General features: G+C 40.9%; 10 protein-coding genes. 4 read left to right on the top strand and 6 right to left on the bottom strand.

Annotated elements, in window-relative coordinates; translation table 11 throughout:
• Positions 1–530: 530 nt before the first annotated feature.
• The 4 genes from V7K44_RS18325 to V7K44_RS18310 all read right to left on the bottom strand — a co-directional run bounded on the left by V7K44_RS18325 (position 531) and on the right by V7K44_RS18310 (position 4,169).
• A complete protein-coding gene (locus V7K44_RS18325; RefSeq protein WP_334933350.1) occupies positions 531–1,067 on the bottom strand; it encodes a universal stress protein in 537 nt (178 codons plus the stop codon).
• Positions 1,068–1,600: 533 nt separating this feature from the next.
• The gene (locus V7K44_RS18320) at positions 1,601–2,113 is read right to left on the bottom strand and encodes a hypothetical protein (RefSeq protein ID WP_194040589.1); all 513 of its coding nucleotides are present in this window, start codon (positions 2,111–2,113) and stop codon (positions 1,601–1,603) included.
• A 29-nt stretch (positions 2,114–2,142) separates the two neighbouring features.
• Positions 2,143–3,057 carry a homoserine kinase gene (gene thrB / locus V7K44_RS18315; RefSeq protein WP_334933349.1) on the bottom strand — a complete coding sequence of 305 codons (915 nt, stop codon included), beginning with the start codon at positions 3,055–3,057 and terminating at the stop codon, positions 2,143–2,145.
• A 125-nt stretch (positions 3,058–3,182) separates the two neighbouring features.
• Positions 3,183–4,169 carry a S1 family peptidase gene (locus V7K44_RS18310; protein WP_334933348.1) on the bottom strand — a complete coding sequence of 329 codons (987 nt, stop codon included), beginning with the start codon at positions 4,167–4,169 and terminating at the stop codon, positions 3,183–3,185.
• 216 nt (positions 4,170–4,385) lie between these two features.
• Here V7K44_RS18310 and V7K44_RS18305 point away from each other — a divergent pair, with 216 nt between their 5' ends.
• Positions 4,386–4,625 (top strand): hypothetical protein, encoded by a 240-nt coding sequence (locus tag V7K44_RS18305; protein WP_094342344.1) that lies wholly within the window; start codon positions 4,386–4,388, stop codon positions 4,623–4,625.
• Positions 4,626–4,737: 112 nt separating this feature from the next.
• Here the strand turns inward: V7K44_RS18305 and V7K44_RS18300 are convergent, their stop codons facing one another.
• Positions 4,738–6,426: an NAD(P)H-quinone oxidoreductase subunit 4 gene (locus V7K44_RS18300; protein WP_334933347.1), complete on the bottom strand. Its 1,689-nt coding sequence runs from the start codon at positions 6,424–6,426 to the stop codon at positions 4,738–4,740.
• A 179-nt stretch (positions 6,427–6,605) separates the two neighbouring features.
• Positions 6,606–7,325 (bottom strand): response regulator transcription factor, encoded by a 720-nt coding sequence (locus V7K44_RS18295; protein ID WP_334933346.1) that lies wholly within the window; start codon positions 7,323–7,325, stop codon positions 6,606–6,608.
• Between the two features lie 585 nt (positions 7,326–7,910).
• On the opposite strand from V7K44_RS18295, the gene V7K44_RS18290 reads away from it, so the two are divergent.
• From V7K44_RS18290 to V7K44_RS18280, 3 genes are all read left to right on the top strand, one after another.
• On the top strand, positions 7,911–9,005 hold the full coding sequence (locus tag V7K44_RS18290; protein WP_334933345.1) for a hybrid sensor histidine kinase/response regulator: 1,095 nt from the start codon (positions 7,911–7,913) through the stop codon (positions 9,003–9,005).
• Positions 9,006–9,025: 20 nt separating this feature from the next.
• Positions 9,026–9,184 carry a hypothetical protein gene (locus tag V7K44_RS18285; RefSeq protein ID WP_334933344.1) on the top strand — a complete coding sequence of 53 codons (159 nt, stop codon included), beginning with the start codon at positions 9,026–9,028 and terminating at the stop codon, positions 9,182–9,184.
• Between the two features lie 502 nt (positions 9,185–9,686).
• Positions 9,687–11,996 carry an NACHT domain-containing protein gene (locus V7K44_RS18280; RefSeq protein ID WP_334933343.1) on the top strand — a complete coding sequence of 770 codons (2,310 nt, stop codon included), beginning with the start codon at positions 9,687–9,689 and terminating at the stop codon, positions 11,994–11,996.
• Positions 11,997–12,469: the final 473 nt, after the last annotated feature.

The raw sequence follows: 12,469 nt of genomic DNA, 5'->3' as shown, positions 1-12,469 counted from the left end.
CTATTTTTTCTCGAAGATCGACAGAGTAGGACTTCATTTAAAAGGATTTATATTTTAATCTAGTGTACCTCATAATAGACGCAAGTGCTGTATCTATGACGGGCTACGCCTACGCTCAATTTTAGCCCAATACAGTGTAGTTAGGGATCGGTTGTTGGAGATTCAATTTACAGAGATCGTTGATTGAGATAACTAACTTTTATGGGGTAGGCAGCATACTGAGCGTTATCGTTAGCATAGCCTCTCGCACAGAAGTAGCGATCGCGCCGAAGTATTGCCTACCCTAATTATGCAAGTTAGAGGATGTTTTAAAAGTTCTTTGGTCGGTAACAAAACGTTTTAGATCCCCCTAAATCCACGCCACTTGCTCCACTTGGGGAGACCCCAAGACCGCAGTGGCTCCCCTTAAAAAGGGGGACTTTGATTCCGGTTCCCCCCTTTTGAAGGGGGGTTAGGGGGGATCTAGAAGTGCCTAAAATTACATCTGACCACTTTTAAAACATCCTCTTAAATGTGGAATAGCTTAGTGGTTAGTTAACGCTAAAAGCACTTGTAGTTTCTTTGACAACTTCATCTATTTTAGGAGTAACTGAAAGATGCACAATATGCACTGAACAAGGAGCATGGTGAAGAACGTAGTTACTCACACTACCGAGAAATAGTTCCATCAATCGAGAATGACCCCGACGCCCCATAACAATTAGGTCAGCGCCACAACTATGGCCTAAATCACAAATAATGCGACCAGGATTACCAACATTTTGTGTAAATTCCGTAGTCACACCTGCTGTGTTTGCTTGGGCACAAAAAGATTGCAACATCTGGATTCCTAAATTTTTAAAGGTATCCCACTGTTTTTGGTATAACTCAAAGCTTTGACTGGTCAATCCTGGATAGTAGTCCATATTAGACAGCATAGGTACATAAGGACTACCCTCTTCTTCGGAAGATAGGACATGAAGTAACATTAAGCTAGCTTGTGTTAACTTTGCTAAATCCAATGCTTCCTCAAAAACCTGTTGCCCTATTTCTGAGCGATCTAATGCAACTAGAATCTTTTTAAACATCATATAGACCTCCGATTTCATTGGTAATTGGTCTTTACGGTTTCGGGTTTCCAGATGCTGGATTGTCAAAAATGACTAATCCCTCAACTATGTTTAGCGACTTTTGAATTTTAAATCTCTTAAAGGTTTTCACCCTATATTTATATTTATAGCAAAACAATTTGAGGAACTTGTGAAGAAAGCCAGTATTTATCTTTGAGCATGACGGAGCATCCCATTTTGGAATAAATATCTTTGAATTTCGAGCCTAAATCCCTTTCTCAAAGTTGCTATGCATTATTCACATTTTTCTTAAGATTGCTGTAAATAAGTCAGGAACAGGATTGTAGAACAAGGCGCTCTGTAGATATTTGACAAAAACAGAAGAATGTAAATGACGAAAATTTTCTAGGCGATCGCTAACCACAAACTGGAGAATTTGAGTGGATAACTTGTTTTAAGTAAGTTATATTTTTGTTGAGAAAGATTCGGGTAATGGATAGCCTAAAAAGAGAGAAGTCAATATATTGCATACAAACGCAAAGGCTAAAACATTAAACAATCCGGTTGACAATTGTCCACACTTCTCCATCAGACCGGACATAGGGAACGGAGATTGTCTTAAAGCCAGTAATAAAGGGTTTGTAATAAATCTGCCAATACATTGGACTCAGTTGATTGGCACAAGCCTTAAGAAAACGGACTTCTGCGGCCAGTTCACTTGCTAGTTGATTAATGCGTTCAGCATGAACCTGAGCCACTTCTTTGGCTTCCTCTAGCTGCTGCTGTTGGATAAGTTGTTTGGATTCACCTTGCGATCGCACTAACTTACCTTGTTTTTGTTTTATCTTGCCTTCCAAAGCGGCGATCGCTGCATCTATGCCTTGGAGTTCAACTGATAATTGGGCATTTTCTCTGGCTTGACGGCGGTAAGCTTCTACCATCGCCTGGGGTGAATCATTCTCGCCAGAGATGACATTATTTTTGATAGTAAGTGCAGCGCGTTCTTCTAAAAGAATCTGAATTTGAGAGTTAAGTGCCGCTATTTCAGCCTGAGTTTGCTCCATAAATCGAGTTTTAAGTGCTGAGTAAAATATTAAAAGCTTTTTGCGCCTTGGGTATCGAGAGAAAGCGATCGCACCTCGGCTGTAATTCCTTCTTCTTGCCAAGCAGCTAACATCGCCGCCTCCACAGCCTTTGAGTGTAACTTATCCGCCAAAGCTAACAATGTCGGCCCCGCACCACTAATCACCATACCATAAGCACCAGCACTAACAGCTGCGATGTTGAGAGCATCGTAACCAGGAATCAAAGCTTTGCGATAGGGCTGATGCAACTTATCTTGTAAAGCTGTCTTTAACCATTGTCCGTTACCAGTTTCCAAGCCACGCAACAATAAGCCCAAATGTGCCGTATTGAAAATCGCATCAGCACGACTCACTTCAGTGGGGAGAACGCCCCGCGCCTCGGAAGTAGAAAGTTCAAAATTAGGAATAGCCACAACTGGTACAACATCTTTATGCCAGGGAACATCACAAATTTCCCAACCTGCGCCACTGGTAGCAGCGAGACGACATCCTCCCAACAAAGCTGGAACTACATTATCAGGATGTCCTTCCATTGCGATCGCTAACTCCATCACCTGCGACTGAGAAAGAGTAGCACCTTCTAATTGATTAGCAGCAACCAACCCACCAACAATTGCTGTCGCCGAACTACCCAAACCCCTCGCCAACGGGACACCTAACTTAATCTCTATTTTCACAGTCGGCGGTGTCTGCTCTATATGTTGATAGAACTTGACAAACGCTTGGTAGAGAAGATTACTTTCATCAGTTTGGACTCGTTGGGCTTCTGTACCAGTGACATCAATAGTTAACCCACCTTCTTCTAGGCGAGTGAACTTGAACTCGTTGTACAGCTTTAATGCTGCACCGATGCAATCAAAACCAGGCCCCAAATTAGCAGTTGTGGCGGGAACGGTAACAGTGATGGTAGAAACAACAGACATTGGCTAAACTCACTAATCATCAACTAGCATCCCATGTAAAGGGTTGATTTGCTCATGAGTTATAGTAATTTTTTGTATGTAAGTTGTTAAATTGAGGTTAAAGAATACTGATTGAATGCAATGTATCAGCCTAAAGCTGTTCTAAACCCATCTGGAGTCATTTGAAATTTGACTTTTGTAACAGTATCAGACTGTTCGATACAAGCTTGTAGAAAATCTCGTAATGTTTCTGTAGGTATTGCACAACCATAACCTAAAATGTCTGTACGTCCTTCTGCTTCTGCTGGAAGTTGGCAAACTACACCCACGACTTTACCATATTGATTAATAACTGGACCTCCGCTGTTACCGCCTTTTACTCTGGCACTAATTAGAAAGTAGTTTTGCTGATCCAAATAAGCTTTTTCCTTACCTATAATTTGCCCTGTTGTTGATTTCAAATGTCCAGCAATTTGTGCAGTTTCTGCAATCAATACAGATTCAAAACCAGGAATTGGCGGGTAGCCCATAGTTAAAATATCGTCTAATATATTAGCATTGCTAATATGAAAACTAGGTATTTTTGGAAAAGCATCTCCTTCAAATTCAATAACAGCTAAATCTACTCTTTCATCACTAGGTGTCCATATATTTAAAAGAGGTATATTGGCACAGTTCCATTCAGGAATACTTACTTCTTGCATATTCTCAATGCAATGCTTGGCAGTTACAAATAATGAATTTTTAAATGATGGGTAATTAAGTAAAAATCCAGAGCCTATATCATCCGATCCATCTATTTTCTTGACCACTACAGGTTTAACTGTAGTGACAAAATGATTACGAATGTAAGGAAAGCCAAAAACTAAAAACTCATAAGTACCATAATCTTGTTCTACAGGTTCAACCTCTGAATAAGAGTAATATGTATCATGAAATAGCACAAGACTACTTGCACTAAATCCAGCAGGAATCAGCCATCCTTCTTGAGTTAATCTCCTAATAATTTTTTTTACTTCACTACAGTTTTCAAATTGATCAGTCTCTTCGAGAAAAGCCTCTACTGATTTGGGAGTTGAAGTAATGTTTTCATATACAGAAAAAAAATCGATTATATCTGCTGCTAAACCCAACTTAAAATATCCTCACTAATGGTTTAAAATATATTTATGTTGAAAAATTACCCGAAGAGTAAGACTATTCACATTTTGGCAGTCATAAAGAATTTGTAATCACAAAGACGTAACTAACGTTAGTAAAAATATTGTTTTTACACTTGCACATTGATAATAATTCTAATTACTATAATTTTTAAAAGTTAGTGAGCATATCTTTTAATATCAGGTATTATGGCTTTTTATGTATTGATTCTAAAAGAAAAGGAGGATGAGACCGGCGTTACTTACCGCTTTGGCCCACATGAGGATCGTCTCGGCTCTTTATGGATAGATAAATTGAGTGGAGAAATTAAGGAACTTCAAGAAACCCCAGAGCAAAACTCGCAGGCATTTTTTCAACGAGCAGCAGTAAAGGTTTGGCAAAATTGGAAAAAAGGAGCTTTTCCAGAAAAAACATCTTGGGCATCCTGAGAATGATTTGAGATTGATAGTCTATCACTGTGGATAGGCTATCAATGCTCTGTTATTCTTTAGAAAGATACCTAGCGATCGCTCTTTTTGACAAGTTTATTGGTCAAAAAGCTTACTTCAAAGTTCCCAAAACGGGCGCTACTTCAACCTCGGAAATTTGCGGAACCAAGAGTCCCTTAGCATAAATTTGGGGATTGGTTTGGGAGACTATGGCATAAGACTGGCGAAGATTAGCATTGACTGCAACGGTCTTCACATCGTACATCTGCATCGCCATCTTCGGATAGAAACCAATACCAATAATCATCAGCAGAAAACAGGCGGCGATAAATACCTCACGGGGTCTAGCATCCTCGTAGACTGCATCTTCTGGTACGAGACAGTCTGTACCAAAACAAACTGTTCCGTCGTCTTCTTGATTTTCCAAGCTTGCATTATTAATGTCGCATAGCAGTGCTGCGTCTTTACCATAAAATACCTCTCTCAGCATGGAAAGTAGATAAATCGGTGTGAGGATAACTCCAACTGCGGCAAGAAAAACTGTGACGGTGCAGAAAGTTGAACTGTAAACGTCACTGCTTGTCATCCCAACAAATACGGAGAGTTCGCCAGCAAAGCCGCTCATTCCGGGAAGTGCCAGAGATGCCATCGCTCCAATTGTAAACAGGGCAAAGACTTTGGGCATGGCTTGACCAATACCGCCCATATCTTTCATTACCATTGTGTGGGTGCGATCGTAAGTAACACCTGCTAAGAAGAACAGCACAGATGCAATTAAACCATGCGAAATCATCTGCAACATCGCGCCGTTGATTCCCAAATCAGTGAAGGATGCAATCCCAAGCAGTACAAACCCCATGTGAGAAATCGACGAATAAGCTAAACGCCGCTTCATATTGGTCTGAGCAAAGGAGTTCAATGCACCATAGATAATGTTGACAACACCGAGAATGGCTAAAACCGGCGCAAAATAAATGTGTGCATCGGGAAGTAGTTCCAGATTCAGGCGAATCAGTCCATATCCGCCCATCTTCAGCAACACACCAGCTAATATCATCGATACAGGAGAGGATGCTTCGCCGTGAGCATCAGGCAACCAAGTATGCATGGGGAAAACAGCAAGCTTGACACCAAATGCAATCAACAATCCTGCATAAAGTAGCAGTTGTAGACTAAGAGGATATTCTTTGCTGGCGAGGGCGGTGATGTCAAATGTCATATTACCGCCGCCATATAGCCCCATTGCCAGGGCTGCCACTAAAATAAATATAGAAGCAGCTGCGGTATACAACAAAAATTTTGTAGCCGCATAACGACGCCTTTGCCCACCCCAAATGCAGACTAGTAGATAGACGGGAATCAGTTCTACTTCCCACATGATGAAAAATAGCAGCAAGTCTTTAGCAACAAACACCCCTACCTGTGCAGAATACAGCACCAGCATTAAAAAATAAAAGAGGCGGGGTCGGCGATCGACTTGCCAAGCTGAAAATATCGAGAGTGTGGTGACAAATCCGGCTAAAAGCACAAGTGGCGCTGAAAGCCCATCGACTGATACCGCCCAGTTAAAACCTAGTTGAGGTATCCAGGCATAATTTTCCACCATTTGAAAACTAGCACTGCTGGCATCGTAATGCTTCCAAAAGGCGTAGCACATCAAGGCAAAATCTGCAATACCTATACCTAGTGCATACCACCGCACGAGTTTACCATCTTTATCAGGCAACACAGGGATGAGCAGGGAAGCAACAAGTGGTAGTAAGACAATCGCGGTAAGCCAGGGAAATTGATCCGCTATCATGTATGTATAGAAAAATACTTATTTAGTCAATTATGTCATTGTACTAAACTTTGTAACAATTTCTTCATAAATCTTTGTCATAGTTAACTGCTTTTGGGGGCTGGGGACTGGGTAAGAAAGATTTTTATTTACTTGTTAAGTGTTCTTGTGTACGCAGTTCATAATGGTTATTTACTTGCTCACGGTACTAATCCCGCCCGCAACGCACGGACAGCAGCTTGTGTCCTGTCAGCGACACAGAGTTTATTGAGAATACCTCGAACATGAGTTTTGACAGTACCGACTGTTAAATAGAGCCTTTTAGCAATTTCTGCATTGTCACAGCCAGCAACAATCAACTCTAAAACATCCATCTCTCTGTGAGTTAAAGGATAGCTGACTATACTTTTCTCAGTATCTGCGTCAATGCCTTCAATCAAAACTCTTTTTCCAGATGCGCCTCTGGTGCCATCAGGGAAATCTTGACGTATTTGTTGTAGTACAAGGTCTGCGATCGCTGGATCGATCCATGAGCTACCTGCATAAGTCGTTTGCACAGCCTCTATTAGTTTCTCAGTTTCTATATCCTTCATGCAATAAGAATCTGCACCTGCTGCAAATGCTGCTAAAACTGCTTGTTCGCTATTTTGCATCGTTAAAATTAGCAGCTTTGTTGTATAGTCCTCATTCTCTGCCTGATATTGCCTAAATGTGCGTGTTAGCTCAATACCATCCATGTCAGGCAAACCAATGTCAATAGTAGCAACATCCGGCTTGAGAGTTTTCAGAAGGTTGATGCCGTCGGCTGCATTGGCTGCTTCACCAACAATGTTAAACTCTGGCTGAGTTTGTAAGGCAGACCGCAAGCCGATTCTTGTCAGGTTGTGATCTTCAATCACAAGGATCTTGATTTCACTCATAGTTGCTTAACTTTACTGTTATTTATCTAAAGTACAGATTAAAATAATCTCGTTCTTCTATTCGGGATCTTATACAAAAAGCAATGCGTTTGGTATTATTCACTGAACTTCATCTACCATTAGACATAGATAACCTTATCTCGTAAGCTTTTTTAAGGCAAGAGTTTGGATATGACAATATAATTCAATCAAAAAATATTTTTATACATTAACCTAACGCTCGATGTTTTATGCTAAATAATTTTTCATGAAAAATTTGGTAGCAAGCAAAAGTAGGTGAAGATTAAGTAGTTATCCTTGCTTTGAGCGGTATTATGCACATAAAAGCGGCTAAAAAACTCACTCTACCACCCAGGCACTCATATTAATTGGATAAATTAGGCGGCTAATATACTTATAAAATAATGCTCTGCCAAACAAATAATACATATTATAAAGAAAAAATCAGTTTAATTACGTAGAAAAAGGTATTTAACTCAGGAAACTCTAAGAGAAAATGTTAATCCTTAATAATCTCAGCACTGGTGAAGTAAGCTATTACTAGATTTGCTAGGGATAGCCAAGCACTTCTTTTTTTATTTAGCCATGTCTTTACCTAAAACTGTCAAAAAAGATAAAATTCTCGTTGTCGATGATGTTTTTGACAATCTACTCGTCTTAGAAGCTGTCCTAGAAGATGAGGACTATGAAATTAGCTTGGTAGAAGATAGTAAGATTGCTCTGGCTATGGTTGAAGAGTCACCGCCAGACATAATTCTCTTAGATGTGATGATGCCGGAGCTAGATGGCTATGAATTTACTCGGCGCATCCGACAGAATCAGGCGTTGCCATTTATCCCAATTCTGCTGCTCACGGCTCACTATAAGTCTAGCGTTGTTGAAGGACTTGACGCTGGTGCAGATGACTTCATTCGCAAACCATTCGATCCTGATGAACTACATGCAAGGGTGCGATCGCTCCTGCGCCTCAAGCATAGTATCGACGAACGAGATCAGATGGCGAACCTCCGGGCAGATTTTGTCTCGCGTTTTACTCACGATTTGCGTATACCGCTGGTAGCTTCCAACCGCGTCTTAAAATTATTGCTAGAAGGCAGGTTTTGCGATGTTTCGCCACAATTGCAAGAGATAATTGATACCATGATTGGCAGCAATCAAGACCTGCTGGAAATGGTAAATACCTTGTTAGAAGTTTATCGTCATGAAGCGGGCTGTAAAACCTTAAAAATTTCTCCCTGCAATATTCAGGAATTAGTTAATGAAGTTTCCCAAGAATTAACTCCTTTAGCTGAAGAAAAAGGATTAGTTATAAACATCGATCGAGGTGAAACAGCAAGCACCATTATGGGCGATCGCATAGAACTGCGGCGAGTTTTGACAAATCTCATCGGCAATGCTATCAAATTTACAGACAAAGGTTCTGTAAATATTCGCTGTTATCTGACTCCGGTAGCTGTGAATATTGATATCCAAGATACAGGGCCAGGAATTTCTAAACCAGATCAGGCAATATTATTCGAGCGATTTCGTCAAGGGAAACACCAACGTTCTGGTAGTGGCTTGGGACTATATCTTTCTCGCTGTATTATTGAAGCACATCATGGCACAATCGATGTGACATCTGAATCAGGACAGGGTAGTACATTTACTATACGTCTACCTGTGGCTAGCGAAAACTAGAAGTAGGGAGCATCTCACCTTTGCAAATATACCAGGCGATTAGAAATCGCAGCTACACAAACGTTCTTCTTCCCTACGGGACGCTACGCGAACAAAGAAGCAAGCTACGCGTAGCGTCTCGCAGAGAAGTCCGCCTACGCGGACTCGAAGAATTTGAAACCCACGCAGGCGGTCACTGAGCTTGTCGTTCGCGCAGCGTCTCGTAGAGAAGTGTGGGTTTTGTTTGTATAGCCGCGTTCGCGTCAGCGTGCCGGAGGCTCTATTCCATTCGCCAGGGCAGACGTGTTTTTACACTCATTGAGATGCTCCCCGCGATCGCTTCCGTTATGGATGGAAGAAACAAGTCAAATTCTCTTCTCTTCTGCCTTGTTTCTTAAAAGTGGTACAATTGTGATTACTCAATCGTACATAAACTTTGGACTTGCCGCAGGACAAAGCTACTAGATATACAAAAACTTTCCATAACACCAAATACAAAGTTATAAAATACACTTTAAAAAATTAATTTATACTGCTAATAATCCAAACAAATGATGTTGGCTGAAGATGCTTGAAATAAATCATTAACATTTAAAAATAGGCAATATAGTTCACTTAGTTTCTAAGTAGTTCCGAAAGTCTATGTTGCAATAATGTCTAATGTCAACTTGAAGAATTTTTATTTGATGTGTGTAAGCTTCTATGGTCAAGCGATCGCTCGAAGCATCAGTTACCGGGATTGAACAAGCCAAAAAAGCGTTCGCTCATAAAGGGTGGACACAAGACAATTTGGCTTTTGAAGTCAACTTAAAGACTCGCCAACCAATTTGGCGGTTTTTTACTGGGCGTTCGGTTGACCGTCATATATTTATAGAAATTTGTTCTGTGTTGTCGTTGAATTGGCGGAAGATTGCGGCTAATCCTCCAGAAGAATTTTCTGAATCAAAAGAACTTGGTGCTGCTGAATTTTTAGATATTGATGCTCTAGTACAATTTGTGCGATCGCAACGCTTCGACAAAATTCAAGACCAGTGCGGCACTTTGCAGTTATTAGATGTTACTCGCCCGGTAATAATAGACGACATTTACATTGATGTCAACATTTTGGAGGAGATTGCCAGCCTTCAGTGGTTAGAGTTTGCTGATTTGCAAAAGTTTACATCAAAAGAATTCGATCGCTTTGGTTTAGGTGAAGTATCCCAGACACAAATGGCGGGGATCGCGGCAGTTCAAACTTATTCAAAGCTGCGGGTGTTGGGTAAACCGGGAGCAGGTAAAACCACTTTTTTACAACATCTGGCGATTCGATGCAACCGAGGGAGATTTGCTGCAAATCGGGTTCCTATTTTTGTCACCTTAAGAGATTTTGCCGACGAAACGAGAGTTGCAGGAGAGTTCCATTTACTGAACTATATTTGCAAAGAATTCCTCAACTGTGGAATTTCAGATCCATCTGTGCTGGAAACTTTGTTGTTGGAGGGCAGAGTGTTGCTATTGCTGGATGGATTAGATGAAGTACTCCATCAACAAAGCATTGGTGTCGTCAATGAGATTCGCAGACTATCTGAAAAATATCAAAAGAATATGTTTGTCGTCACCTGCCGCACGGCAGCTAAAGCTTTCAACCTCAGACGCTTTACAGATGTTGAAATTGCCCCTTTTAGTCAAGATCAAATCGTTGCTTTTGCTCAAAAGTGGTTTACAACATTTACGAAAACGAACATCCAGGATAAACAAAAACAGGCATTTGAGTTTATTGAGAAACTAGATTTACCTGAAAATTTGCAATTTCGGAGACTTGCTGTCACTCCCTTGTTTTTGCATCTCGCCTGCTGGGTTTTTCATCACCAAAACAAATTCCCAACCCAAAAAGCTGCGTTTTATAAGCAGTGCTTAGACTTGCTTCTGGGCAAATGGGACGAAACTAAACCAATTCAGCGGGATGAAGTATACCAAGATTTTTCATTACCACAAAAACTTAAGTTGCTGAGTCAGGTTGCTAGCGCCACATTTGAGCAGGGTAATTACTTTTTTGAACAACGTATTGTTGAGCAACACATTAGCAATTATATCGGTGATTTGCCGAATGCTTCCACAGAACCAGAGGAATTGCAATTAGATAGTGAAGGGGTACTTCAGGCGATAGAGTTGCAACATGGATTATTAGCCGAACGAGTGCGGGGGATTTTCTCTTTCTCTTATTTGACGTTTCAAGAATATCTGACTGCTCGAAAAATCGTTGCCAGTTATAATTTAGAAGCATTAAAACAACCGTTAGAACGTCTGGTAACTCATATTACTGAACCTAGATGGCGTGAAATCTTTTTGTTAACGGTTGCCATGCTACGGAATGCAGATTTTTTGGTACTGTTGATGAAGCAAGAAATTGATGCGCTAGTTGCTCAAGAGCCATATTTGCAAAAATTTTTGACTTGGGCAAGTCAAAAGTCTGTCGCTGCTCCTGATTCTGCTGCAATTTGGGCGTTTTATCTTGCCTTGGCTAAGACTCCTCACCTTACCCCGTACTTTGCCCTTGTCTGCATTTTCGATCAAGATATTTTTTTGGATACGGCATTAGATAATCTAGTTATGGAATGCGAATCTAATTTTGCTGATGTCTATGAGTGCAACGATGCTGTGAGTAGTGCTTTAGCAATTGTTCAAGATGCTGGCTTACATCAAGCTTTACAACAACTTAGAGACCTACTGCCCGATCTAGAACAAAGTAGAGAAAGCATTCAGACATGGTGGCAAACAAGTTATCCTGCTTGGATGGAACGGTTAAAAACTGCGATCGCCAAGCATCGAAATATTCAGCATCGCTGGCACTTCAGCCCACGGCAACAACAACTATTGCAACAATATTACAATGCCAATCAGTTGCTTATCGATTGCCTTAATAGCAACTGTGAGGTAACAGACGTTGTGCGCCAGGAGATTGAAGCCAGTTTATTCCCGATAAAAGAACTCTCCAAGCGAGAATGGCTGGGATTGCGATCGGAGGTTGTTTGAAAAGTGGTTGGCTGTGATAGGCACTAACTGATCCCCCCTAACCCCCCTTAAAAAAGGGGGGAACCGGAATCAAAGTCCCCCTTTTTAAGGAGGATTTAGGGGGATCTAAAACGTTTTGCTACCCAGAAGAGGACTTTTCAAACATCCTCTAAGGCAGGAGGCAGGGGGGAGATATATTTTAGAATGCAACAACGAGTCTTTGAACTTCATTAATGAGGCTCGGAACTCCATTAATGAGCCTCGGAACTCCATTAATGAGGCTTTGAACTCCATTAATGAGGCTTTGAACTCCATTAATGAGGCTCAGAACTCCATTAATGAGCCTCGGAACTCCATTAATGAGGCTTTGAACTCCATTAATGAGCCTCGGAACTCCATTACAGCATTTACGGCTCTTATGAGGTACAGTAGCAGCAACTAGTAAACCAGTTTCTTAAATGTTGAGGATTTATTAAATTGAGTGCAACTGAGAT

Source organism: Nostoc sp., from assembly GCF_036917235.1.
GTDB lineage: Bacteria > Cyanobacteriota > Cyanobacteriia > Cyanobacteriales > Nostocaceae > Nostoc.
Note: the sequence above shows the minus strand (reverse complement) of the source record. Positions and strands in the feature narration are given on the sequence as shown.

What these genes read in the sequence shown, in the direction of transcription:
- V7K44_RS18300 (WP_334933347.1), bottom strand. Translation starts at nt 6,426, where the DNA reads ATGATAGCGGATCAATTTCCCTGGCTTACCGCGATTGTCTTACTACCA.
- V7K44_RS18295 (WP_334933346.1), bottom strand. Translation starts at nt 7,325, where the DNA reads ATGAGTGAAATCAAGATCCTTGTGATTGAAGATCACAACCTGACAAGA.
- thrB (WP_334933349.1), bottom strand. Translation starts at nt 3,057, where the DNA reads ATGTCTGTTGTTTCTACCATCACTGTTACCGTTCCCGCCACAACTGCT.
- V7K44_RS18325 (WP_334933350.1), bottom strand. Translation starts at nt 1,067, where the DNA reads ATGTTTAAAAAGATTCTAGTTGCATTAGATCGCTCAGAAATAGGGCAA.
- V7K44_RS18320 (WP_194040589.1), bottom strand. Translation starts at nt 2,113, where the DNA reads ATGGAGCAAACTCAGGCTGAAATAGCGGCACTTAACTCTCAAATTCAG.
- V7K44_RS18290 (WP_334933345.1), top strand. Translation starts at nt 7,911, where the DNA reads ATGTCTTTACCTAAAACTGTCAAAAAAGATAAAATTCTCGTTGTCGAT.
- V7K44_RS18280 (WP_334933343.1), top strand. Translation starts at nt 9,687, where the DNA reads ATGGTCAAGCGATCGCTCGAAGCATCAGTTACCGGGATTGAACAAGCC.
- V7K44_RS18305 (WP_094342344.1), top strand. Translation starts at nt 4,386, where the DNA reads ATGGCTTTTTATGTATTGATTCTAAAAGAAAAGGAGGATGAGACCGGC.